At 68.9% G+C, this 25,380-nt stretch carries 20 protein-coding genes; all 20 read left to right on the top strand.

Annotated elements, in window-relative coordinates; translation table 11 throughout:
- The first annotated feature begins 36 nt into the window (after positions 1-36).
- The 20 genes from O145_RS01560 to rpsC all read left to right on the top strand — a co-directional run bounded on the left by O145_RS01560 (position 37) and on the right by rpsC (position 25,380).
- Positions 37-3,999 (top strand): DNA-directed RNA polymerase subunit beta', encoded by a 3,963-nt coding sequence (locus tag O145_RS01560; protein ID WP_043558709.1) that lies wholly within the window; start codon positions 37-39, stop codon positions 3,997-3,999.
- 684 nt (positions 4,000-4,683) lie between these two features.
- Positions 4,684-5,421 (top strand): hypothetical protein, encoded by a 738-nt coding sequence (locus O145_RS18560; RefSeq protein ID WP_169740310.1) that lies wholly within the window; start codon positions 4,684-4,686, stop codon positions 5,419-5,421.
- A 308-nt stretch (positions 5,422-5,729) separates the two neighbouring features.
- Positions 5,730-6,098, top strand: coding sequence for a variant leucine-rich repeat-containing protein (locus O145_RS20010; protein WP_458859315.1), 369 nt, complete (start codon positions 5,730-5,732; stop codon positions 6,096-6,098).
- Between the two features lie 236 nt (positions 6,099-6,334).
- Complete coding sequence (locus O145_RS18845) at positions 6,335-6,532, top strand: hypothetical protein (protein ID WP_043558703.1); 198 nt, start codon at positions 6,335-6,337, stop codon at positions 6,530-6,532.
- Between the two features lie 119 nt (positions 6,533-6,651).
- Positions 6,652-8,271: a hypothetical protein gene (locus O145_RS01540; protein WP_052374479.1), complete on the top strand. Its 1,620-nt coding sequence runs from the start codon at positions 6,652-6,654 to the stop codon at positions 8,269-8,271.
- Between the two features lie 1,329 nt (positions 8,272-9,600).
- On the top strand, positions 9,601-9,975 hold the full coding sequence (rpsL, locus tag O145_RS01535) for a 30S ribosomal protein S12 (RefSeq protein WP_043558700.1): 375 nt from the start codon (positions 9,601-9,603) through the stop codon (positions 9,973-9,975).
- Positions 9,975-10,445, top strand: coding sequence for a 30S ribosomal protein S7 (gene rpsG / locus O145_RS01530; RefSeq protein ID WP_008729401.1), 471 nt, complete (start codon positions 9,975-9,977; stop codon positions 10,443-10,445). Before rpsL ends, rpsG begins: the two co-directional genes overlap by 1 nt.
- Before the next feature lie 79 nt (positions 10,446-10,524).
- Positions 10,525-12,657: an elongation factor G gene (gene fusA, locus O145_RS01525; protein ID WP_043558697.1), complete on the top strand. Its 2,133-nt coding sequence runs from the start codon at positions 10,525-10,527 to the stop codon at positions 12,655-12,657.
- 187 nt (positions 12,658-12,844) lie between these two features.
- A complete protein-coding gene (gene tuf, locus O145_RS01520) occupies positions 12,845-14,035 on the top strand; it encodes an elongation factor Tu (protein ID WP_043558695.1) in 1,191 nt (396 codons plus the stop codon).
- 730 nt (positions 14,036-14,765) lie between these two features.
- Positions 14,766-17,960 carry a CshA/CshB family fibrillar adhesin-related protein gene (locus O145_RS01515; RefSeq protein ID WP_411265935.1) on the top strand — a complete coding sequence of 1,065 codons (3,195 nt, stop codon included), beginning with the start codon at positions 14,766-14,768 and terminating at the stop codon, positions 17,958-17,960.
- Positions 17,961-18,095: 135 nt separating this feature from the next.
- Entirely contained in the window at positions 18,096-19,676 is a 1,581-nt protein-coding gene (locus tag O145_RS01510; RefSeq protein WP_043558692.1) for a SpaH/EbpB family LPXTG-anchored major pilin, read from the top strand.
- A 152-nt stretch (positions 19,677-19,828) separates the two neighbouring features.
- A complete protein-coding gene (locus tag O145_RS01505; RefSeq protein WP_084682291.1) occupies positions 19,829-20,854 on the top strand; it encodes a class C sortase in 1,026 nt (341 codons plus the stop codon).
- Between the two features lie 205 nt (positions 20,855-21,059).
- Complete coding sequence (gene rpsJ, locus O145_RS01500) at positions 21,060-21,368, top strand: 30S ribosomal protein S10 (RefSeq protein ID WP_003786051.1); 309 nt, start codon at positions 21,060-21,062, stop codon at positions 21,366-21,368.
- An 11-nt stretch (positions 21,369-21,379) separates the two neighbouring features.
- On the top strand, positions 21,380-22,048 hold the full coding sequence (rplC, locus tag O145_RS01495; protein WP_052374472.1) for a 50S ribosomal protein L3: 669 nt from the start codon (positions 21,380-21,382) through the stop codon (positions 22,046-22,048).
- 5 nt (positions 22,049-22,053) lie between these two features.
- Entirely contained in the window at positions 22,054-22,710 is a 657-nt protein-coding gene (gene rplD, locus O145_RS01490; RefSeq protein WP_043558691.1) for a 50S ribosomal protein L4, read from the top strand.
- Positions 22,707-23,012: a 50S ribosomal protein L23 gene (rplW, locus tag O145_RS01485; protein ID WP_043558689.1), complete on the top strand. Its 306-nt coding sequence runs from the start codon at positions 22,707-22,709 to the stop codon at positions 23,010-23,012. Before rplD ends, rplW begins: the two co-directional genes overlap by 4 nt.
- Positions 23,013-23,033: 21 nt before the next feature.
- Entirely contained in the window at positions 23,034-23,870 is an 837-nt protein-coding gene (gene rplB / locus O145_RS01480; RefSeq protein ID WP_043558687.1) for a 50S ribosomal protein L2, read from the top strand.
- Between the two features lie 12 nt (positions 23,871-23,882).
- Positions 23,883-24,161, top strand: a complete 279-nt coding sequence (rpsS, locus tag O145_RS01475; RefSeq protein ID WP_043558685.1) for a 30S ribosomal protein S19 — start codon at positions 23,883-23,885, stop codon at positions 24,159-24,161.
- A gap of 29 nt (positions 24,162-24,190) precedes the next feature.
- Positions 24,191-24,568 (top strand): 50S ribosomal protein L22, encoded by a 378-nt coding sequence (gene rplV, locus O145_RS01470; RefSeq protein WP_043558681.1) that lies wholly within the window; start codon positions 24,191-24,193, stop codon positions 24,566-24,568.
- Entirely contained in the window at positions 24,568-25,380 is an 813-nt protein-coding gene (gene rpsC / locus O145_RS01465) for a 30S ribosomal protein S3 (RefSeq protein WP_043558678.1), read from the top strand. Before rplV ends, rpsC begins: the two co-directional genes overlap by 1 nt.

Below are 25,380 nucleotides of genomic sequence, written 5' to 3'. Positions count from 1 at the left end.
ATTCATGAGCTGACCACCTAATCGGAAGTAGGAACTGTGCTCGACGCCAACGTGTTCGACAGGATCCAGCTCGGCCTGGCCACCGCGGAGGACATCAAGTCCTGGTCGCACGGCGAGGTCAAGAAGCCCGAGACCATCAACTACCGCACCCTCAAGCCGGAGAAGGACGGGCTCTTCTGCGAGAAGATCTTCGGACCCACCCGCGACTGGGAGTGCGCCTGCGGCAAGTACAAGCGCGTGCGCTACAAGGGCATCATCTGTGAGCGCTGCGGCGTGGAGGTCACCCGCTCCAAGGTGCGCCGCGAGCGCATGGCCCACATCAAGCTGGCCGCGCCCGTGACCCACATCTGGTACTTCAAGGGCGTGCCCTCGCGCCTGGGCTACCTGCTCAACCTCGCGCCCAAGGACCTGGAGAAGGTCATCTACTTCGCCGCCTACATGGTCACCGAGGTCGATGAGGAGGGCCGCCACGACGACCTGCCGTCCCTGCGCAATGAGCTCGAGGTCAAGAAGAAGCACATCGAGGAGGCCGGTCTGGCCGACGTCGAGGCGCGCCAGCAGCGCCTGGAGGCCGACCTGGCCCAGCTCGAGGCCGAGGGCGCCGAGGCCTCCCAGCGGGACAAGGCCCGCAAGACGGCCGAGCGCGAGATGACGGCCCTGCGCCGCAAGAACGCCCGGACCCTGGAGCACATGGACAAGGTCTGGGACCGCTTCGTGTCCCTCAAGGTCGGCGACCTGGAGGGCGACGAGGTGCTCTACCGCGACATGGTCGCCGACTACGGCATCTACTTCAAGGGCGCCATGGGCGCCGAGGCCATCCAGGCGCGCCTGCGCACCTTCGACCTGGAGGCCGAGGCCGCCTCGCTGGCCGAGGTCGTGGCCGGCGGCACCGGCCAGCGCAAGACCCGGGCCATCAAGCGGCTGAAGGTCATCAACGCCTTCCGCCTGACCAAGACCGCACCGGAGGCGATGGTCCTGGACAACATCCCGGTCATCCCGCCGGACCTGCGCCCCATGGTCCAGCTTGACGGCGGCCGCTTCGCCACGAGCGACCTCAATGACCTCTACCGTCGGGTCATCAACCGCAACAACCGCCTCAAGCGGCTGATGGACCTGGGCGCCCCGACCATCATTGTCAACAACGAGAAGCGCATGCTCCAGGACGCCGTCGACGCCCTGTTCGACAACGGGCGGCGCGGCCGGCCGGTCACGGGCGTGGGCAACCGGCCGCTGAAGTCCCTGTCTGACATGCTCAAGGGCAAGCAGGGCCGCTTCCGCCAGAACCTGCTGGGCAAGCGCGTGGATTACTCGGGCCGGTCCGTCATCGTGGTGGGCCCCCAGCTCAAGCTGCACCAGTGCGGACTGCCCAGCCAGATGGCCCTGGAGCTGTTCAAGCCCTTCGTCATGAAGCGGCTGGTCGAGCTCAAGGAGGCCCAGAACGTCAAGGCCGCCAAGCGCATGGTCGAGCGCGCCAACCCCAAGGTGTGGGACGTGCTGGCCGAGGTCATCGGCGAGCACCCTGTGCTGCTCAACCGCGCCCCCACGCTTCACCGCCTGGGCATCCAGGCCTTCGAGCCCCAGCTCATCGAGGGCAAGGCCATCCAGCTCCACCCGCTGGTCTGCGGCGCCTTCAACGCCGACTTCGACGGCGACCAGATGGCCGTCCACCTGCCGCTGGGGGCGGAGGCGCAGGCCGAGGCCCGCATCCTCATGCTCTCCTCCAACAACATCCTCAAGCCCTCCGACGGCCGCCCGGTGACCATGCCCAGCCAGGACATGATCATCGGCACCTACTACCTCACCCAGGAGCCTGACCCGGACGTCCCGGTGGAGGTCGACGGCTCCGGCGAGCCGGTGGTCCCGTCCTTCTCCTCCTTCGCGGAGGCGGTCATGGCCTACGACTTCGGCAAGCTCGACGTCAACGCCGCCTGCGACATCCGCTTCGAGGAGGGCATCACCGCCCCCGCCGACTGGCAGGCCCCCGAGGACTGGAGCGAGGGCGAGGCGATCACCCTGCGCACCTCGCTGGGTCGGGCCCTGTTCAACACGGCGCTGCCCGAGTCCTTCCCCTACGTGAACTACACGGTGGACAAGAAGAGGCTCGGCGACATTATCAACGCCCTGGCGGAGAACTACTCGCGCGTGGAGGTGGCCTCCTCGCTGGACGCCCTGAAGGCCAACGGCTTCCACTGGTCGACCTGGTCGGGCATCACCGTCGCCTTCGCCGACGTCGTCTCCCCGCCCTCCAAGCCCGAGATCCTCGCGCGCTACGAGGCCGAGGCCGCCGAGATCGAGAGCCTGTTCGGCATGGGCGCCCTGACCGACAAGGACCGCTACAAGTCCCTGATCGACATCTGGACCAAGGCGACCACCGAGGTCGCCGAGGCGATGCGCGAGAACTTCCCCCAGCGCAACACCGTCTTCCAGATGGTGGCCTCCGGCGGCCGCGGCAACTGGGACCAGATCCGCCAGCTCGCCGGCATGCGCGGGCTTGTGGCCGACCCCAGGCAGCGCCTCATCGAGCGCCCGATCAAGTCCAACTACCGCGAGGGTCTGAGCGTCCTGGAGTACTTCATCGCCACCCACGGCGCCCGCAAGGGCCTGGCGGACACGGCGCTGCGCACCGCCGACTCCGGGTACCTCACCCGGCGCCTGGTGGACGTCTCCCAGGACGTCATCGTCCGCGAGGACGACTGCGGCACCCGCAAGGGCCTGACCAAGCGCCTGGTGACCTGGAAGGAGGAGGACGGCGAGCGCATCCGGGAGGTCTCCGACATCCTGGAGACCACCGTCTACGGCACGACGCTGGCCCGCGACGCCGTCGACGCTCAGGGCAATGTCGTCATCCCCGCCGGGACCGACCTGGGCGACGGCGCCATCACCAGGGCGATCGACGCCGGCATCGAGGAGGTCGTGTGCCGCTCGGTGCTGACCTGCGACTCCGCCGTCGGCACCTGCGCCGCCTGCTACGGCCGCTCGCTGGCCACCGGCAAGCGGGTCGACATCGGCGAGGCGGTCGGCATTATCGCCGCCCAGTCCATCGGCGAGCCCGGCACGCAGCTGACCATGCGCACCTTCCACACCGGCGGTGCGGCCGGCGCCGCGGACATCACCCAGGGCCTGCCCCGCGTCCAGGAGCTCTTCGAGGCCCGCACGCCCAAGGGCGAGGCTGCCGTGGCCGAGGCCGCCGGCACCCTCAAGATCGAGGACGACGCCGATGGCAAGCGCCTGCTCATCACCCGCGACGACGGCGAGGAGGACCTGGTGGTCCCGGTCTCGCGCCGCCAGCGCCTGCTGGCCGTCGACGGCGCCCACGTGGAGCCGGGCGACGCGCTGACCGAGGGGCCGGTGGACCCCAAGAAGGTGCTGCGCCTGCGGTCGGTGGGCGCCACCCAGCGCCACCTGGTGGACGAGGTCCAGGAGGTCTACCGCTCCCAGGGCGTGGACATCCACTCCAAGCACATCGAGGTGATCGTGCGCCAGATGCTGCGCCGCGTCACCGTGCTGGAGGCGGGGGGCACCAACCTCCTCCAGGGGGACCTGGTCGACGTCATGCACTTCCGCGCCGAGAACCGCCGTGTGGTGGCCGAGGGCGGCAAGCCCGCCTCCGGGCGCACCGAGCTCATGGGGATCACCAAGGCGTCCCTGGCCACGGACTCGTGGCTGAGCGCCGCCTCCTTCCAGGAGACCACGCGCGTGCTCACCGAGGCCGCCATGAACGGCAAGTCGGACCCGCTGCTGGGCCTGAAGGAGAACGTCATCCTCGGTAAGCTCATCCCGGCCGGCACGGGCCTGGCCCGCTACTCCGACATCGAGGTGGAGCCCACCGAGGAGGTCAAGGCCGAGGTCTTCGCCCGCGCCAGTGCGGGCGAGAACATGCTGGGCGTCGGCGAGGCGGTCGCGCTGGACGACTTCTCCTTCGGCGGCGGTTTCAGCGCGGACTTCTCCGACGACTTCCGCACCGGTTTCTCCTCCGCGGGCGAGGACTACCAGTTCTGAGCGCATTCTGCGCGCACAAGCCGTCCGACCGGGCCGGGGCCCAGCTCCGGGCCCGGTCGGAGACGGGCTCGGCGGAGCCGGCAGAGGCCGCCACCGGTCTCGAGCCGGAGTACGACCGATCTCAGCGAAGGGGACGCCGACGCCCTGAAGAACGGCGCATGGGAAAGGTCACCGGGGCGCGGGCTGGTGACGTCCGCGGGTCAAGGGCGTAGCCTCGTGACGACAGCACGCCTACCCGCTACAGGAGCGCTCACCTTGTCTGTCTCCACACCGCCCGAACCTCGTTCTTACGACCCCAGGTCCGGCGCACCGCGCCCTGCGGAGCGCACCAGCATCCTGCGGCGCACCGATGGAGTGCCCGAGGGATCTGCGTCCCCGGACCCGGCCGACTCAATGCCCACCCAGGCCCTTCCGACTGACTGGTCCGGCGGGCAGCCCGCGACCTCTGTCATGCCGACCGGGGCGGGGGACTGGTCCGGCGGGCAGCCCGCGACCTCTGTCATGCCGACCGGGGCAGACGAGTGGGCGGACAGCCGGCCCACGACTGTTGCGCCCGCCTACGCTCCGGCGCCGTCGGTTCAGACCCCCGGGGCTCCCGCGCAGTGGAACGAGCCCGCGACGCAGCCGGCACCGGAGCCCCGGTCCGAGCGAAGGTCGCGACGGCAGCCCGAGCCGGAGTCCGAGGTGCTGCCGCCGAACCGGTCGCTCAGGCGGCGCACGGCGGCCCTGCCGATCGGGACCGTCCTGCTCGTGGCCTCGGTGGTCCTGCTGGGGTGGGGGGTCTACACGTTCCTGACTTCGCTCCGCGTCTTCGACATCGTCCTCGGCAAGTCGGACATCGTCAACATGCCGGCGGCCATCGCCGTCGGGGCGGGGGCGCTGCTGGCCTTCTTCGCCTTCGTTGCGGCGCTCGTCGCCTGCGCCCGGGCGCGGCCCAAGACAGCGGCCATCATGCTGCTGCTCGGCAGCCTGGTGCTGCCCCTGGGCTCCACCGCCGCTGCGGCCTACTTCGGCGGCACCCAGCTGAAGGATCAGACCCTCGCCGAGGCCCAGCAGATGAAGGGCAAGGTCGATATCAGCCAGGTCACTGGCATTCTCGACCAGCTCAAGAGCATGGGCGTCAACGTGCCCTGGCGTGACGACCTGCTTCGCATTCTTCAGGGCGCCGATGGCACTGGCATCGGCCAGGACGGCCAGAACGGCCAGAACGGCCAGGGCGGCACCGGACAGGACGGCAGCGGCACCACCGGTGACGGCGACGGCGGTAACAACGATGGTGGTGCCGGCAGCGGCGGCTACGACGGCGGTGGCAACGGCGCCGGTAACGACAACGGCGGTGATGCCGGCGACGGCGACGGTGTCGGTAATAACGACAGTGGTGGCAATGCCGGTGACGGCGACGGCGGTGATGGCAACGGGTGATTCGCAGGGCGCTGCGGGCGACCGGCATGTGCCTGCCGCCCGCAGCGCCCCTCCCCGGGCCTCGGACGGGTGTCTCCTGGCGGATGTATAAGAACTTGTACTGGTCATCGTCCTGTCGAGGGGGCACGATGGTGCGATCACATTGCTCGGTTTCGCTCCACCATCCCCAGGAGTTCCCTCATGGTTCCGGTCTCTCATCACAGTGCGTTCCCGGCGGTCGCGGGCGGTTCCACCGCGTGTGCGGCACGCGTGGGGCGGCGTCTCGATCCTGATGCACCGGGGTGCTGCGCTCTGGAAGATGTACGCCGATGAAGATCCGGGACATTCCAGAGGCGACTGAGGCCGCCGATCCATCGACTTCCCCGGAGCGGCTCGGCAACATCGCGGACCTCTACCCGGAGCTCCACCCGGTTCTCGTGCTGAATCCGTCCTGTCCGGAGGACCTGCGGGAGTGGATGCGATCGACCACGCCGAAGGCAGACCAAACGTGGAAGGATCACCTGGCCGCTGAGCGCGCTCGCCAACAGGCCGAGGCACAGCAGCGGGACGAGGCGCAGCGGCAGCCCACGAGCAGCCAGACGACTAGCGTCAGCCCTCGAGCGCTTCGTCGAGTAGGCTCCAGGCTCAGCTGGGCCGCTGGCTGGTCATCGCCATCGCGATCATCGGTATCGCGGTAGTCATACGCACTTGCGGGCAGTCGCTTGAGCATTCTACCAGTTCGCATACGCGTACGTCGCCCACGCCGACGCCGAGTGTCTCACCCGCTCCGTCGAACGCCGTCTCGGCGAGCCGATTCCAGTCGCCCTCGCAGAACATCTCCTGCGAGATCGGCGACAACCGGGCCGCCTGCTCAATCTATGCGCGAGATTACGGGGACGCCGGGCTGGAAGACTGCGATGAGGTCTACTTCTCCATGACCGTCCAGGACAGCACGTCCCTGGCCTGCGGCTCGGAGTTCGCGACCGACGGCACGGCGATGACCCTGGACTACGGCGAGAGCGTCAAGAGCGGGGCCTTCGCCTGCACCTCTGCCGACGACGGCGTCAGGTGCTGGGACCAGCAGAACGGTCACGGCTTCAAGATCGCGCGCGCAGGCTACTCCACTTTCTAAGGGCCCAGCTGCATCGGATGCCGTTGCGTGCGTGCACTGCTTGAGATGCGGACGCATTTGGCCATCCGGTGGGTGGTGGATCACAATGCACTCATACCCTCTCCCAGGAAGGTCTCAGTATGAGCGGCAAGACCCCAGTCCCGTCCGATCACGGCGTGTCCGAGGAGCCGGAGTCTGAGTCATCCGCTGGTGACGCGATGCTGGCCGATGCCTCTGCGGAGCCTGACGCCGGCGACGCTGAGACGCCGGTTTCCGAAGTCGGTGCGCCTCCAACGGTCGAGTCGGTATCGACGCCGTCGGCGTCCGAGGAGTCCGAGGAGCCGGAGCCATCCGCTGACGACGTGGTGTCGGCTCTGGGCCCTGTTCCGCCGCCGCCGGCCGACACGGAGGGCCCGGCAGGCGACGCGATGGCCGCCCTCGGACCGGTTCCCCCGCCGCCTGCCAAGACGGCGGCTCTGGGAAGCGGGCCCGACCCGGCCCTGGCTCCTGTTCCGCCGCCGGCCGACACGGAGGGCCCGGCAGGCGACGCGACGGTGGCCCTCGGACCGGTTCCGCTGCCACCCGCGCCCTCGGTGGGCTCCGGTGCGACGGGGGCGTTCTCGGCGGTGCCGATGGCGGGCACGCCGGTTCCCTCGGCGGCCTCCGGTGCGACCGGGACCTTTCCCATGGGGCTTCCGGCGCCGGCGCCTCATCCGGCGCCGATGAGTCCGGCGGTCAAGAAGCAGCTCAAGGTCGGCTTCGGCGCACTGGGGCTCGTTCTGGTCCTGGCCATCGCCGGAGTGGTCGCCGTCAACATCCTGAACTCCTATCGGGGTCCGGAGAAGCAGGTCGAGACCTACCTCCGTCTCATCGCTGACGGCCACGCGCAGGAGGCCGGCAAAATGGTCGATCCGGGGGTGCCTGACGGCAAGCGTCTGCTCCTGACCGATGAGGCTCTCGGCGCGGCCACCGATCGTATTACAGCGATCAACGTCGAAAAGCCCGATGTCGATGGAGACGATGACACGGCCCGCGTGACCGCGACGTTCCGGCTCGACGGGCAGAAGTTCGAGCACACATTCTCCTTGAGCAGGGGCGACAAGGAGTACGGGCTGCTCGACAGCTGGGAGATGACGGATGACGCGGACAATGCCCTGGTCAACAAGGTGGAGCTGTCCTCGTCCTTCGACTCCTTGATCATCGGAGGCCAGGAGGTGTCGCTCAGCAAGGGCGGCGGCCGCGTGCACGGGTCCTATGAGACGGAACAGTACGTCTACTTCGGCGTCTACAGCATTTCGGCCAGTGAGTCCCGCGCGAAGTACCTGACTCCGGACACGACGTCGCTTGAGGCGTATCCGGAAGGCTCCGGCTCGTCGGGCGGCTCGCCGGGCTCATCCACCCAGACGCTGTCGGTGGGCGCCGAACCGACCCAGGAGCTCAAGGACCTCGTGCTTGACAAGGTCAAGCAGAAGACGACGGACTGCACCACCCCGCCGAGCAACATGAGCTCCGAGTGCCCTTACGCCCTGCAGTCGCGCTATATAGCGAAGATGGAGGTCACAACGGAGGCCGCGGACGTCACCATCGACTCGACGATGGACTTCACGAGCGACAGGATCGTCGTGACGACCACGTCCTCCCTCAGCTACTCGTCTTCCAGGCCGGAGCGGAACGAGTTCAAGTTCGAGGGAGAAATCGAGTGGGTCGAGGGCCAGGACGAGCCCAACGTGACCATTACGGGCTCGACGGGCGTGTACTGACGGCTGCGCGAACGGCCGTGTGCGGTGTCTGCAAGCCGGCGGAGGGCTCGTTGCCTAGACGATAACGGCATGAATGTCACGCGGAACGCTTGTATAAGTTCTTTAGTATTGTCTGCCCGAGGCGACGGCGATAGCATGCTGTTCAGCGTCTGGTGGGGCTTCAGCTCCTGTTATTTCGCAACAATGAGTTTTGTTCTCGTGAGGGGGTCCCGTTGTCTGTCTGCGCTGCTCGACCGGTACCTGCGGAGGGTTGCCCGCCTCGCCTCCGTGCTGATGCATCCGGGTGATCCTATGTTGAGGGGCTGAGGTTTCGGCGCGCGCGTCGCCGGTGCGGCGCTTCCGAGGCGGGTCGTTCCCGCTCCGTCTTATCGGCGCGTCTTTGTTCTTGGGGCCCGGCGATCTGAGGTGCCTGGTGTTTCTCGGGCAGTGGTGGAAAGAGTGCTGTTCTTGGGCGATGAGGCTGGAATCTGGTTGTGTCGGCATCGAGCTACAGCGGTGAGCTCGGGGAGCGGGTCGTGCTTGATGTGGCGGGTGAAGGGACCGGACGATAGCCGAGGTGGCGAGGTCCTGTGGGCCGGCTCCTCGGGGCGGTGGGAAGCCGGGTCAAGAGATGGAGAAGGATCACCCGGAGTCCGTTGAGGTGGAGGTGGGTGCGGAGCGGGCGGCTGGGCGCAGGAGGCTGCGCGCCTGGCTGCGAGAGGCCGAAAGTGGGGAGGCGGGCTCCTGGGGGAGAAGCGGCTTCCTTCCTCGAGGGTCCCGGTAGCGGGCGCCCGGGCGCGCGCTTGCGTCCACCGCGGTGGATGGGAAGCTACCCGGTGATGCTGGGGTGTCGATCAAGAAGCTCGTGCGCACGCTCAAGCCTCTCCAAGAGATCATCATCAGCGTCAACAGCCACAGGCTCGCCCGGCCCCGGCCCACCGAACCTCGCTCCGGATCCTCTCCCGGCTCCCGCTGGCGCGCCAGTCGTCAGGAGTCGGGTCATAGGCGCCTCATGGGCTCTTCAGTGGTGAGAACCACGAAACCGTGGGCCGCCCTGGGATGGTGGGCGCCGTCGTCGAGCACGTATCCTGGCCCGCGGTGCCCGCACGCGGGTCGCCGTTCTCCATTCCGTTCCCAGCACCCGTCGGGCGGGCCCCGACGCCGGTGCCACGCGGGTCTGCCGCGGCGGGAACCGACGGGCCCCTCCGCGGGGCTCCGGACGCAGCGCGTCGGCAGGCCGACGGCGGCGGGCCGGCCCAGCTCCGTGGAGGCGTGCGCGCCCGATGGGGGAGCGGGGCCGGTGGGCGGGCAGCGAAATGTCCAGATGCACTTCACTATGGAGATCGAGTAGTGCCTACCATTCAGCAGCTGGTCCGCAAGGGCCGCTCGACCAAGCGCTCGGCGTCGAAGACGCCCGCGCTCAAGTCCAGCCCGCAGCGCCGTGGCGTGTGCACCCGCGTGTACACCACCACCCCCAAGAAGCCGAACTCAGCCCTCCGCAAGGTCGCCCGCGTGCGCCTGTCGACCGGCATCGAGGTCACGGCCTACATCCCCGGCGAGGGCCACAACCTCCAGGAGCACTCCATCGTGCTGGTGCGCGGTGGCCGTGTGAAGGACCTTCCCGGTGTCCGCTACCACATCGTGCGCGGCTCCCTCGACACCCAGGGAGTCAAGGGCCGCCAGCAGGCACGCTCGAAGTACGGCGCCAAGAAGGAGAAGAAGTAATGCCTCGTAAGGGCCCCGCCCCCCGGCGCCCGCTCGCCGTCGACCCCGTCTACGGCTCCCCGGTCGTCACCCAGCTGGTCAACCGCGTCCTGCTGGACGGCAAGAAGTCCACCGCCGAGCGCATCGTCTACGGCGCCCTGGAGGGTGTGCGATCCAAGACGGACCAGGACCCGGTCTCCGTCCTCAAGCGCGCCCTGGACAACATCCGCCCGGCACTGGAGGTCCGCTCCCGCCGCGTCGGCGGCGCGACCTACCAGGTGCCGGTCGAGGTCCGCCCCAACCGCGCCACCACCCTCGCGCTGCGCTGGCTCGTGGACTTCTCCCGCCAGCGCCGCGAGAACACCATGACCGAGCGCCTCATGAACGAGATCCTGGACGCCTCCAACGGTCTGGGCGCTGCGGTCAAGCGCCGCGAGGACATGCACCGGATGGCCGAGTCCAACAGGGCCTTCGCCCACTACCGCTGGTAACAGCAGCGCGTCGGCCGGGGCCGCCCCTCGCGCCCCGACCGGCGTCTTCCTCCCACCTCACGAACGAAGGACTTCACTAGTGGCACTCGACGTGCTGACCGACCTGAAGAAGGTCCGCAACATCGGCATCATGGCCCACATCGATGCCGGCAAGACGACCGTGACAGAGCGCATCCTGTTCTACACGGGCATCAACTACAAGATCGGCGAGACGCACGACGGCGCCTCGACCATGGACTGGATGGAGCAGGAGCAGGAGCGCGGAATCACCATCACCTCCGCGGCCACCACCTGCTTCTGGAAGAACAACCAGATCAACATTATCGACACCCCCGGCCACGTCGACTTCACGGTTGAGGTCGAGCGCTCCCTGCGCGTGCTCGACGGCGCGGTCGCCGTCTTCGACGGCAAGGAGGGCGTCGAGCCCCAGTCCGAGACGGTGTGGCGGCAGGCCGACAAGTACGGCGTCCCGCGCATCTGCTTCATCAACAAGATGGACAAGCTGGGCGCCGACTTCGAGTTCTCCGTCCAGACGATCCGCGACCGTCTTCACGCCAAGCCGATCGTGCTGAACTTCCCGATCGGCGCCGAGTCTGAGTTCTCCGGCGTGGTCGATGTCGTGGAGATGCGCGCCGTGCGCTTTCCCGAGAAGGACGCCGACGGCAAGGCGACCCGCGGCGCCGTCGTCGTCTACGAGGACATCCCCGCCGACCTGGTCGCCAAGGCCGAGGAGCTGCACGGCGAGCTCGTCGAGGCGGTCGCCGAGGCCGACGACGAGCTCATGGAGAAGTACCTGGAGGGCGAGGAGCTCACCGTCGCCGAGATCAAGGCCGGCGTCCGCAAGCTCACCATCGCCGGCGGGGCCTTCCCGGTCATGGCCGGCTCGGCCTTCAAGAACAAGGGCGTCCAGCCCGTGCTCGACGCCGTCCTGGACTACCTGCCCTCCCCGCTGGACGTCCCCGACGTCGAGGGCCACCGGCCCGGCAACGAGGAGGAGGTGCTCACCCGCGCGGCCGACGAGAATGAGCCCTTCGCGGCGCTCGCCTTCAAGGTCGCCACGCACCCCTTCTACGGCAAGCTGGTCTACGTGCGCGTGTACTCCGGCAAGGTCTCCCAGGGCGACGTCGTCTCCAACGCCACCAAGGGCAAGAAGGAGCGCATCGGCAAGCTCTTCCAGATGCACTCCAACAAGGAGAACCCGGTCGAGCAGGCCCACGCCGGCCACATCTACGCCTTCATCGGCCTCAAGGACGTCACCACCGGCGACACCCTGTGCGCCCAGGGGGCCCCGGTCATCCTGGAGTCCATGACCTTCCCGGACCCGGTCATCCACGTGGCCATCGAGCCCAAGACCAAGAGCGACCAGGAGAAGCTGAGCACTGCGATCCAGAAGCTCTCCGAGGAGGACCCGACCTTCACCGTCAGGCTCGACGAGGAGACCGGCCAGACCGTCATCGGCGGCATGGGCGAGCTTCACCTGGACGTCTTCGTGGACCGCATGCGCCGCGAGTTCAAGGTCGAGGCCAATGTCGGCAACCCGATGGTCGCCTACCGCGAGACCATTCGCAAGAAGGTCGACAAGGTCGAGTACACCCACAAGAAGCAGACGGGCGGCTCCGGGCAGTACGCCAAGGTGCAGATGTCCTTCGAGCCGCTGGTGCCCGAGGCCGATGAGAACGGTGAGGTCGCCCACTACGAGTTCGTCAGCGCCGTCACCGGCGGCCGTGTGCCCCGCGAGTACATCCCCAGCGTCGACGCGGGCGTCCGGGACGCCATGCTCACCGGCGTGCTGGCCGGCTACCCCGTGGTGGACGTCAAGGCGACCCTCGTCGACGGCGCCTACCACGAGGTCGACTCCTCCGAGATGGCCTTCAAGATCGCCGGCTCCATGGCGTTCAAGGAGGGCTCGCGGAAGGCCTCCCCGGTCCTCCTCGAGCCGGTCATGGCCGTCGAGGTCCGCACGCCCGAGGAGTACATGGGCGACGTCATCGGCGATCTGAACTCCCGTCGCGGCATGATCCAGGCCATGGAGGACGCCGTCGGGGTCAAGGTCATCAAGGCCGCCGTGCCGCTGAGCGAGATGTTCGGCTACGTCGGCGACCTGCGCTCCAAGACGCAGGGGCGCGCCGTGTACTCGATGAGCTTCGACTCCTACGCCGAGGTTCCCAGGACCGTCGCCGACGAGATCATCGCCAAGGCCAGGGGCGAGTGATCGCGCGTCCCGGGGGCCGGGTATTCGCCTCCGGCCCCCGGGCCGCCTCGGCGATTGCGTCCGAGGCGCCCCCTTTCAGTAAGATTTCCAACAATCCATCAGTAGAGACTCTCAGCGTCGTCACGGCTAGCATAGGGTTAGTCGAATCACGACGAAGAGCAACTACCCGAGTCCCAGGAGGACACCAGTGGCCAAGGCCAAGTTCGAGCGGACCAAGCCGCACGTCAACATCGGAACGATCGGTCACGTCGACCACGGCAAGACGACGCTGACCGCTGCGATCTCCAAGGTCCTGCACGACGAGTACCCGGACCTCAACCCCTTCACCCCCTTCGACGAGATCGACAAGGCCCCCGAGGAGCGCCAGCGCGGTATCACGATCAACATCGCGCACGTCGAGTACGAGACCGAGAAGCGTCACTACGCCCACGTCGACGCCCCCGGCCACGCCGACTACATCAAGAACATGATCACCGGCGCAGCCCAGATGGACGGCGCCATCCTGGTGGTCGCCGCCACCGACGGCCCCATGGCCCAGACCCGCGAGCACGTCCTGCTCGCCCGTCAGGTCGGCGTGCCGGTCCTGCTGGTCGCCCTCAACAAGTGCGACATGGTCGACGACGAGGAGCTCCTCGAGCTGGTCGAGATGGAGGTCCGCGAGCTGCTGTCCTCCCAGGAGTACGACGGCGACAACGCCCCCGTCATCCGCGTCTCCGCCTTCAAGGCCCTCGAGGGCGACCCCGAGTGGACTCCGAAGATCAAGGAGCTCATGGACGCGGTCGACGACTACATCCCGACCCCGGTCCGCGACATGGACAAGCCCTTCCTCATGCCCATCGAGGACGTCTTCACCATCACCGGCCGCGGCACCGTCGTCACCGGTCGTGTGGAGCGCGGCAAGCTCCCGCTCAACTCCGAGGTCGAGATCCTGGGCATCCGCGAGGCCCAGAAGACCACGGTCACCGGCATCGAGATGTTCCACAAGTCCATGGACGAGGCCTGGGCCGGTGAGAACTGCGGTCTGCTCCTGCGCGGCACCCGTCGCGAGGACGTCGAGCGCGGCCAGGTCGTCGTCAAGCCCGGCTCCATCACCCCGCACACCCAGTTCGAGGGCCACGTCTACATCCTGACCAAGGACGAGGGCGGCCGTCACAACCCCTTCTACTCGAACTACCGTCCGCAGTTCTACTTCCGGACCACGGACGTCACCGGCGTCATCACCCTGCCCGAGGGCACCGAGATGGTCATGCCCGGCGACACCACCGAGATGAGCGTCGAGCTCATCCAGCCGATCGCCATGGAGGAGGGCCTCGGCTTCGCCATCCGCGAGGGCGGTCGCACCGTCGGCTCCGGCCGCGTCACCAAGATCGTCAAGTGACGCTCTGACCGGCGCCGGCTGTTCCCGAAACGGCTGACTCCAGCGCTCCCCCTGCGCCGAGTATCTCGGCGCAGGGGGAGCGCTCGTTCTTCGTCGAGATCGGTCCAGACCGGCAGCCGTGACCGCTGGCGGTCGGGATGCGTGCGCCTCCTGGAACAGGGCTCGGAGAAGATGGGGCGCGCAAGGTGGCTGGTTCTCGGAGCCGGATGGCGGAGACGAACCTGATCGAGGCGATTGATCACGCTCCAGCGTCCTGCCCGCGTACGCGCCGTCTGTGTACGCACCGCGCGGCCGAGCAGGGCGCGAGCGCCGTCCCGACGGCGCGTGGGACCGCAGCGAGCTGGTGCCGGGAGGCGCCCCCGAGCCGGAACCGATCTCGAGCCGGAAGTGAACCGATCTCGACGCGGAACTCGACCGATCTCGGTGACCGGCGTTGCGGAATCGCGCTCCTAACGAGATCTTTCCGAGACTAATAGCGGAGGATCATCGCATCATAGCCTTTGGCCGAGTTTCACGGGCCCTCTGCGCCATGGCGGCGGAGAGCGGAAGGCGCTCCGCTGCGCTTCCGGATCCGATCATCCCAGTTTCGGCCCGCATCGTAAGCGAATCGATGCTTTATTGACATCGTATCGTTTAAAAACTCCTATAAATGGGACATAGAGTTCTTCGTGTTCCTAGAAGATCAGTTGTCAGGCAGCCCCACGCCTTCAGATTGCATTGGAGTTCTTCAGTGATCCGTTCCCGCTCGGCGCGCCTGTGCCGCCGTGTCGTGAGTCTTGTCGCCGTGTGCAGCGCCGGCGCGGCCCTCGCACTCGGCTCGACTGCTGTTCCCACAGCGGCCTCCGCCGCCCCCGCGGCCGGCGGCAGCCTTCCCGCGGTCTTCGCCACCGGAGGCTCGGGCCGCTACGTCGACACCATTCAGTGGCTTCAGTGGGGCGACTACGACACCCAGTTCAAGGACCAGGCGAAGCCGAACGTCCCCGTTCTCGACTACGGCCAGACCAAGGACTTCGTCAATGAGCGGGACCTGGGCGACGCCGGAAGTCTTGTGACGACCTGCACCCTGTCCAATCTCCAGCATCTCGGCCACTCGCCCGACCTGACCGACGCGCAGTCCAAGGGCCCGCTGGTGGCCACCATCCCCGGCGCCTGGGCCGGCGACGCCCTCGACAACCTCTACAACGTCGGTGGCCCCGGCCAGTGGAGCGACGGCAGCGAGGTCTGGCACAGCGGCCTGACCTACCCCGCCGACTACGTCAACAAGAATCAGATGGCGATCGGTCTGGCCAACGGCTACGCCTACAACGGCGCCAATACCTGGGACGGGAAGAAGTGGGGGACGCCGGGGGCCAGCACTGAGCCGACCGGCTACGCCGCCCGCGTGAGCGTGGACTACTCCTGCGCGGCCGAGCTCCACGCCCCGGACGGAAGCGTCACGTCCGTCCCCGTCGCGGGACTCGTCTTCGCCGACGCTGAGGCCTCCTCGCGGCGCTACGGGATCAAGTCCTGGGCGACGACCGAGTGGACCGATGAGTGGATCCAGGCCAGCACCGACCAGTCCGTGACCTGGCGCGTCCTGGACACCATGCGCTCCGATCCGTGCATCTCCAAGAACACCGGCAAGCAGGTGACCACCGACGCCGAGGTCTCCGACGGCGGTCAGACCCTGCGCCTCATGCCCAGCGATGAGGAGTGCGTCTACCAGAGCGGAGGCAGCTACTCCCGCCCCAACGGACTGGGCGGGCCCGACGCCGTCATGTTCATGGAGGGCGCCACCAAGGCCACCATCACCATGCAGGGCTCCGGCTACTCGGCGGTGGCGCTGGGCCTGATCGTCGCCACCGACTTCGGCGACGCCCCCGAGTCCTACGGCTACTCCGGCGCGCTCTTCCAGCCCAAGTGGCAGGGCGGCGAGGTCTCCTCGACCGCCGATGCCTTCGGGGTGCAGCCCCAGGCCACCATGTACCTGGACCAGAGCGCCCCCCGCCTCGGCGAGCGCATCGACGCCGAGGGTCGTCAGATGTTCAGCGCCGATGCCCGCGGTGATGACGACAACGGCATCTTCGACGACGAGGACGCCATCGACACCACCTTATGGAACGGCGGCATACGCACCGCGCCCGGCGCCACCCATACGGAGGCCGTCACCTGTGAGGGAGGCGGGAAGATCGCCGGCTGGATTGACTGGAACAACAACGGCGTCTTCGACGACACCGAGAAGAGCGACGAGGTGCCCTGCGGCGGCAATACCGCGACGCTGACCTGGAAGGTCCCCCAGGACGTCACGAACACCGTGCGCAGCGTGGATGGCGAGGCCGGCTCCAAGCCGGACAGCTACATGCGCGTGCGCATGACCAAGGACAACGACGGCAACGACCAGAAGCCGACAGGCATCACCGCCACCGGCGAGGTGGAGGACTACAAGGTCTCCATCCGCATCCCTACCCTCCAGCTCAACAAGACCGTGGACAACGGCTACGCCTCCGACGAGGTTCCCGGCCTGTCCGCCGACCAGTGGACCGTCCAGGGGCGGTCCGGCGACGTCACCCGCTCCGGCCAGGGCACCACGGGCGACCCCCAGTCCATTCCCCAGGGCGAGGTGAGCCTGTCCGAGTCCTCCGACAACCCGGAGGCCGCGGGCTACGAGCCCGGCCAGTGGACCTGCCGGGAGACCCCGGGCACCAGCGGGGAGAGCTACTCCTCCGCCGTCGGCGGTACCACCGACGGCAAGGCGACGCTGACGGTCAACAACCAGGACCGCGTCACCTGCGACATCGCCAACGCGACCAAGCCGGGCTCCCTGACCTGGAAAAAGCTCGACGCCGACGGCGCGACCCCCGTCGGCGGGTCGGAGTGGGCCCTGTCGGGGCCGGAGGTCCCCCAGGGCACCCGCGTGGCCGACTGCGTGGGCACATGCGGCACAGGTGCCTACGAGGACCAGGACCCCGACCCGGGCGAGTTCAGCCTCACCGGTCTGAAGTGGGGCACCTACACGATCTCGGAGACCATCGCGCCGCCGGGCTACACCGCCGCCACCGGCGAGTTCGCCTTCACGCAGATCAAGGGCTCGGCCCTGGAGGGGACGCTGGTGCCCGTCAACGGCGTCACCGACAACGGCGTAATCAACAAGCGCCTCCCCTCCGTGTCCTGGACCAAGCTCGACGACGCCGACGACGGCCCGTTGCTGGGCGGCTCGGTATGGACCTGGCGGCCGGTGGACCCGGGCGGCAGCGCGGCCGAGGTCACCGACTGCACGGCCGACTCGGCCGCCGAGTGCGCCGGCGTGGACAAGGACCCCGCCGCGGGCAAGTTCCTGCTCAACGACGTCGCCCCCGGCACGTACACGCTCACCGAGAGGAGCGCGCCCACCGGCTACGAGCTGGACACCACCGTGCACACGGTCACCGTCAGCGCCGACGACGTCGGCCAGACGGTGGACGCCGGCGCCTTCGTGGACAAGCGGCTCGTGGGCTCCATCAGCTGGCGGAAGGCCGACGCGGACAGCGCCGAGCCGCTGTCGGGATCGACCTGGACCCTCGCCGGCCCGGGCGTACCGGCCGACACGGTGATCACCGACTGCGGCCAGGCCCCCTGTGAGGCGGGCGAGTACAAGGACCAGGATCCCTCTCCCGGCGCCTTCGAGGTCCGCGGACTGGCCTGGAGCGACCAGGCGTACTCCCTGACGGAGAAGGAGGCTCCGGCCGGCTACACGCTGGACAGGACCGTGCACGAGTTCACCATCTCCCCGGACGACCTCGCCCGGTCCTTCGACGAGGTCTTCAAGAACTCCAAAGCCGGCGTGCCCCTCCTGCCGCTGACCGGCGGACTCGGCGCGCACCTGTTCCTCATCGGCGGTGCGGTGCTCTGCGCCCTCGCCATGATCGCCGCAATCGTGAGGAGGCGCCGCTCGCAGACCGTTCACTGAGGACACTCGGCCGAGTGGACGGGGGCCTCCGCCCGTGGCCGGCCCCGCCCTGTGTCCCGCAACCGCAATTCCCATCCCGGCATCCGCACGACCGTGCCGTGCATGGTCGCGCACGATGAAAGGACAACCACATCCATGAGTAGGACTACTCGCGCTCTCGGGCGCAGGGTCGCCGCCGCCGTCGGAGCACTCGCTCTGGCCAGTGTCGGCCTGGGCGGGGCGACACTCGCCCACGCTGCCGACCTCGGCAACATCGATACGGGCCGAACCGGCTCGCTCATCATCCACAAGCACGAGTCCGGCTCCCAGAGCGCCGACGGCACCCCCGACGGCCAGACGGGGACGGGCGGTGCGGGCGTCGCCGACGTCGTCTTCACCGCGTACAGGATCACCGACCTGGACCTGACCACCCAGGCCGCCTGGGATGGGCTCAAGAACCTCGCGGTCCCGGCCGACGCCTGCGGCGCCGACTACGCGAGCCCCTCGTTCGGCGGCCACACCTTCGACGGCGGCGCCGCCGGCGCCCCGACCAACGCCCAGGGCGACACGACCATCGGCAACCTGCCGGTGGCGGCCTACCTCGTGTGCGAGACCAGTGCCCCCAGCACCGTCAAGACCAAGGCCGCGCCCTTCGTCGTGACGGTGCCCTTCCCGAACAACGCCACGAACGCGGCCAACGGCAACGGCGAGTGGCTCTACGACGTCAACGTCTACCCGAAGAACACCGTCGTGCTCGCCCCGGCCAAGGACGTCAACGTCGCCGCCAACGGCCTGAAGACCGACAGCCAGGTCACCTTCCCGGTCACCGCGACGATCCCGAGCATCGCCGCCACGGACTCCTTCAAGCACTTCGTGATCTCCGACCCGCTGGACTCCAACCTGTCGAGCGGCGACGTCGCCTCGGTCAGGATCGACGGCCAGGACGTGGACTCCTCCTACTACACGGTCACCCCCGGGCAGACCGTCTCGGTCGGCTTCACCAAGGCGGGGCTGGCCTTCCTGAAGACCAAGCCGAGCTCGACCATTGAGGTCGTCTTCACCGCCAAGGTCGTCTCCGTGCCCGCCGGCGGCACCATTGAGAACACCGCGACCCTGTACGTCGACGTCGTCCCTCAGGACAGTCCGCCGGACAACCCGCCCGTCACTCCTCCGGATGAGCCGGGCACGCCCACCAACAAGGTCGTCACCAGCTGGGGCGACGTCAAGGTCTCCAAGACCGACGCCGACAATGCCAAGGCCCTCAAGGGCGCGACCTTCCAGGTCTACAACGCGGCCGACCCCTACGCGGCCTCGTGCGACAACGCGGTCAAGGACGGCGCGCCCATCTCGGTCGACGGCGCCACCGAGTTCACCTCCGGCGACGACGGCGTGGTGTCCATCGCGGGCCTGTTCGTGGACAAGAAGACGGGCGCGCCCGGCGAGACCTCCGTCGTCCCGGACCGCACCCAGCGCTGCTACGTGCTGGTCGAGACGGCCGCTCCCGCCGGCTACGTGCTGCCCGCCAGCGCCGACAGGCCCGTCACCGTCAAGGCCGGGCAGACCGCTGCTGGCTCCTACGACCTGACAGTGCCCAACACCAAGCAGGACGTGCCCCGGCTCCCGCTCACGGGCGCCAACGGGCGCCTGCTCCTGATGGCGCTCGGCGCCGGCCTCGTCGCCCTCGCCGCCGGCGCGGCCCTCGTGGCCCGCTCCCGCAAGATGCGCGAGAGGGACTGACCCCCCTCGTCGGCGCCGGCTGCGATCACCCGCTGGTGGCCCGGCCGGCGCCAGCAGGCGCTCTGCGCAGATTCTGCACCGACATCGCGTGGCGGGGAGATCTCTGCGTCTCCCCGCCACGCTCGCGCCCGTCGTCAGGAGACCCGCCGACCATGAACCCTGCAAGCCCCCGCCGTCACCGCTCCGCCCACGCCGCCGACAGGCGCAGGCGCCGCTGGCGGCTCTCGCGCTACTCCCTCGTCCCCGCCCTGCTCGCCCTGATCGGCATGCTGGCCCTGGCCTACCCGACGGCGGCGAGCTGGGCGTCCCAGTACAACCAGTCCAAGGTCGTGGCCGACTACTCCAGCGGCGTGGACAACGCGGACCCCGACGCCGCCACCCAGATCGCGCAGGCCCACGCCTACAACGACGCCCTGTCGGTAGGCGCGGTCCTGGAGGCCAACACGCACGTCCCCACAGGGGCGGGGAGCGCCGGCGGCGACGGCCTGGACTACAACGCCATCCTGAACGCCAACGGCGTCGGCCTCATGGCCCGCCTGCGCATCCCGTCGATCGACCTGGACCTGCCCGTCTACCACGGCACCTCCGACCAGACCCTCCTGGAGGGCCTGGGGCACCTGGAGGGGACCTCGCTGCCCGTGGGCGGGACCGGCACGCGCTCGGTGATCACCGGGCACCGCGGCCTGGCCAACGCCACCATGTTCACCAACCTCGACAGGGTCGGGGTGGGCGACACCTTCACCGCCGAGGTCTTCGGCGAGGTGCTGACCTACCGCGTGGTGGAGACCAAGGTCGTCGAGCCCGAGCAGACCGAGGAGCTGCGGGCCGACCCCGACCGCGATCTCATGACCCTGGTGACCTGCACGCCGCTGGGGGTCAACACCCACCGCATCCTGGTCACGGGGGAGAGGATCCCCACGCCGGACGACGACGTCGCCGGCGAGCGCCCGGACGTGCCCAGGTTCCCGTGGTGGGCCCTCGCCCTGGGCGCCGGCGTGGTCCTGGACGGGATCTACGTGTGGCGGGCCGGCTGCCCCGCCCGGCCGGCGGCGGGAGCGCACCGGGCCCCGCGCCGCCGGAGGGCCGGGCGCGACACGCCCGAGCGCGTGGACCGGGTGGGCGGTCTCACAGGCGCCGACCTGCCCGCCCGCTTCCACGGCCAGGGGCGGCGCTGCTAACGTTGTCGAGCCGAGCGGTGCTGGAGCACCGCCCGGTCGCCTCCCGGGTCCGCCCCGGGAACCAGTCTGACGGACCCGGTCGCCACCGGGTTTCCGTGTGTCCAGACCGGCCACCTCTTCTTCACAGCGGATGTCTCCTGCGCGTCGCCTCGCGACACGCCCGAGCGCGTGGACCGGTCACCGAAAGCAAGAGAGGTTGGGCGCCATGGCGGGACAGAAGATCCGCATCCGGCTCAAGTCCTACGACCACGAGGTCATCGACTCCTCGGCGCGCAAGATCGTCGACGTCGTGACCCGCGCTGGTGCGACGGTCGTGGGCCCCGTGCCGCTGCCGACCGAGAAGAACGTGTTCTGCGTCATCCGGTCGCCGCACAAGTACAAGGACAGCCGCGAGCACTTCGAGATGCGCACGCACAAGCGGCTGATCGACATCGTCGACCCGACGCCCAAGGCCGTTGACTCGCTCATGCGTCTCGACCTGCCGGCCGACGTCAACATCGAGATCAAGCTCTGAGGTAAGAGGCCATGACTACGCTTAACCAGCCGGCTGCCGCCGCGCCCGCAAAGGCGCTGCTCGGCACCAAGCTCGGCATGACGCAGATCTGGGACGAGGGCGGACGCCTTCGCCCCGTCACGGTCGTGCGCGTCGACACCAATGTCGTGACCCAGATCCGCACCCTCGAGACCGACGGGTACGAGGCCGTTCAGCTCGCCTTCGGCGAGATCGACGAGCGCAAGGTCACCAAGCCCCTCAAGGGCCACTTCGACAAGGCCGGGGTCGCCCCCCGCCGCCACGTCGCCGAGGTCCGCACCTGCCTGACCGGCGAGTTCGCCCTCGGCCAGGAGCTGGCCGCGGACACCTTCGAGGTCGGCCAGCGGGTCGATGTCACCGGTACATCCAAGGGCAAGGGCTTCGCGGGCGTCATGAAGCGCCACGGCTTCAAGGGCGTGGGCGCCTCCCACGGCGCGCACCGCAACCACCGCAAGCCCGGCTCGGTCGGCGCCTGCGCCACCCCCGGCCGCATCTTCAAGGGCCTGCGCATGGCCGGCCGCATGGGCCACGCCACCACCACCGTCCAGAACCTCAAGGTCCGCGGCGTCGATGTCGACAAGGGCGTGCTCATCGTGGGCGGGGCCGTCCCCGGTCCCAAGGGCGCGGTCGTCCTCGTCCGTACCGCCGTGAAGGGAGCCTGAGACTCATGCCCGAGAACCGCACAGAGACGCTCTCCGTCGAGATCGTCGACTCCGAGGGGCGCAGGACCGGCACCGTCGAGCTGCCCGCCGAGGTCTTCGACGTCGAGCCCAATATCCCGCTCATGCATCAGGTCGTCGTGGCCCAGCTCGCCGCGGCCCGCCAGGGTACCCACGCCACCCGGACCCGCGGCATGGTCCGCGGCGGCGGCCGCAAGCCCTACCGGCAGAAGGGCACCGGCCGCGCCCGCCAGGGCTCCATCCGCGCCCCCCAGTTCGCCGGCGGCGGCGTCGTCCACGGCCCCCAGCCGCGCGACTACAGCCAGCGGACCCCCAAGAAGATGAAGGCCGCCGCCCTGCGCTCGGCGCTGTCCGACCGCGCCCGCCACGGCCGCATCCACGTCATCACCGAGTTCCTCGTGGCCGACAGGCCCTCCACCAAGCAGGCGCTGGCCGGGCTGCGCAACCTGACCGACCGCAAGGCGCTCGTCGTCGTGGGCCGCGAGGACACCCTGTCCACTCTCAGCCTGCGCAACCTGCCCGACGTCCACGTGACCTGGGCCGACCAGCTCAACACCTACGACGTCCTCAACAGCGAAGACGTCATCTTCACTGCCGACGCCTTGGACCGCTTCCTGGGCAGGGGCGAGGAGGAGTCCAAGTGAGCCTCGAGAAGTCCAAGAACCCCCGCGACGTCATTGTCGCCCCGGTCGTCTCCGAGAAGTCCTACGCCTGCATGGACCGTGGCCAGTACACGTTCCTCGTGACGCCGGGTTCCAACAAGACCGAGATCAAGCTGGCCGTCGAGGCCATCTTCGACGTCAAGGTCGCCTCCGTCAACACCCAGAACCGGCGGGGCAAGACCCGTCGTACCCGCACGGGCATGGGCAAGTCGAAGGACACCAAGCGCGCCATCGTCACGCTGAGCGAGGGCACCATCGACATCTTCGGCGACGTGACGAAGTGACCCGGAAGGTAGAGGATCGACATGGGAATCCGTAAGTACAAGCCGACGACCCCGGGTCGCCGCGGCGGCTCCGTGGCCGACTTCGCTGAGATCACGCGTTCCAAGCCCGAGAAGTCCCTGGTGCGCCCGCTGAGCAAGACCGGCGGCCGCAACAGCTACGGCCGCATCACCACCCGCCACAAGGGCGGCGGCCACAAGCGCGCCTACCGCCTGATCGACTTCCGTCGCGCGGACAAGGACGGCGTGCCGGCCAAGGTCGCGCACATCGAGTACGACCCCAACCGCACCGCCCGCATCGCCCTGCTGCACTACGCCGACGGCGAGAAGCGCTACATCATCGCGCCCAACCGGCTCGGCCAGGGCGACCGGGTCGAGGCGGGGCCGAACGCGGACATCAAGCCCGGCAACAACCTGCCGCTGCGCAACATCCCCACCGGCACCGTGGTCCACGCCGTCGAGCTGCGCCCCGGCGGCGGGGCCAAGATCGCCCGGAGCGCCGGCGCCTCGGTGCAGCTGGTCGCCAAGGAGGGCAAGTACGCGCAGCTGCGCATGCCCTCCGGCGAGATCCGCAACGTCGAGGCCGCCTGCCGCGCCACCGTCGGCGAGGTCGGCAACGCCGAGCAGTCCAACATCAGCTGGGGCAAGGCCGGCCGCATGCGCTGGAAGGGCGTGCGCCCGACCGTCCGCGGCGTCGTCATGAACCCCGTGGACCACCCGCACGGCGGTGGTGAGGGCCGCACCTCCGGCGGCCGCCACCCCGTCTCCCCATGGGGCAAGCCCGAGGGCCGTACCCGTCGTCCCAAGAAGTCCAGCGACCGCCTCATCGTGCGTCGTCGTCGGACCGGCAAGAAGCGCTGATAGGAGCCTGATATGCCGCGCAGCCTGAAGAAGGGTCCCTTCGTCGACGACCACCTCCAGAAGAAGGTGGACACCCAGAACGAGAAGGGCACCAAGAACGTCATCAAGACCTGGTCCCGCCGTTCGGTCATCACGCCGGACTTCCTCGGACACACCTTCGCCGTCCATGACGGCCGCAAGCACGTCCCGGTCTTCATCACCGAGTCCATGGTGGGCCACAAGCTCGGCGAGTTCGCTCCGACCCGCACCTTCCGCGGGCACGTCAAGGACGACCGCAAGTCGCGTCGCTGACGCCGGTGGAAGATAGAGAGGCAGAGAACATGGAAGCCAAGGCGCAGGCCAAGTACGTGCGCTGCACGCCGATGAAGGCGCGCCGGATCGTCAACGTCGTCCGCGGCAAGCGGGCGGTCGAGGCCGTGAACGTGCTGCGGTTCGCCCCGCAGGCCGCCGCGGTGCCGGTGCGCAAGGTCATCGAGTCCGCCATCGCCAACGCCCGGTTCAAGGCCGAGCGCGACGGCGAGCGCTTCGACGAGAACGACCTGTTCATCACCGAGGTGTACGCCGACGAGGGCCCGACCCTCAAGCGGTTCCGCCCGCGCGCTCAGGGGCGCGCCGGACGGATCCTGAAGCGGACCAGCCACATCACCGTCATCGTCGGGGACGCCTCCGACGCCGCAACGAAGGAAGGAGCCCGGTAATGGGGCAGAAGGTCAACCCGACCGGGTTCCGCCTGGGCATCACCACGGACCACCGCTCGCGCTGGTTCGCCGACTCCACGAAGTCCGGCCAGCGCTATCGCGACTTCGTGGACGAGGACGTCAAGATCCGTCGTCTCATGGCGGACGGCATGGAGCGCGCCGGCATCTCCAAGGTCGACATCGAGCGCACCCGCGACCGCGTCCGCGTCGACCTGCACACCGCCCGCCCCGGCATTGTCATCGGCCGCCGCGGCGCCGAGGCCGAGCGTCTGCGCGGCCAGCTCGAGAAGCTGACCGGCAAGCAGGTCCAGCTCAACATCCTGGAGGTCAAGAGCCCCGACCTGGACGCCCAGCTGGTGGCCCAGGGCATCGCCGAGCAGCTCGCCAGCCGCGTCTCCTTCCGCCGCGCCATGCGCAAGGGCATGCAGTCGGCCATGCGCGCCGGCGCCAAGGGCGTGCGGGTGCAGTGCTCCGGCCGCCTGGGCGGGGCCGAGATGAGCCGCTCGGAGTTCTACCGCGAGGGCCGTGTGCCGCTGCACACCCTGCGGGCCAATATCGACTACGGCTTCTACGAGGCCAAGACCACCTTCGGACGTCTCGGCGTCAAGGTGTGGATCTACAAGGGCGACATGACCGAGCGCGAGTTCGCTCGCCAGCAGGCCGAGTCCGGTCCGCGCGGTCGTGGCGGCCGAGGCGATCGCCGCGGCCGCCGCGGCGATCGCGCTCCGCGCCAGAGTGAGCAGCAGCAGGCCGAGCAGGCGCCGGCCGCCGAGAAGAACGCTGCCGCAGCAGACCAGGGAACGGAGGCCTGA

Origin of the sequence: Actinomyces israelii DSM 43320 (genome assembly GCF_000711965.1) — a bacterium.
Lineage (GTDB): Bacteria > Actinomycetota > Actinomycetes > Actinomycetales > Actinomycetaceae > Actinomyces > Actinomyces israelii.
Note: the sequence above shows the minus strand (reverse complement) of the source record. Positions and strands in the feature narration are given on the sequence as shown.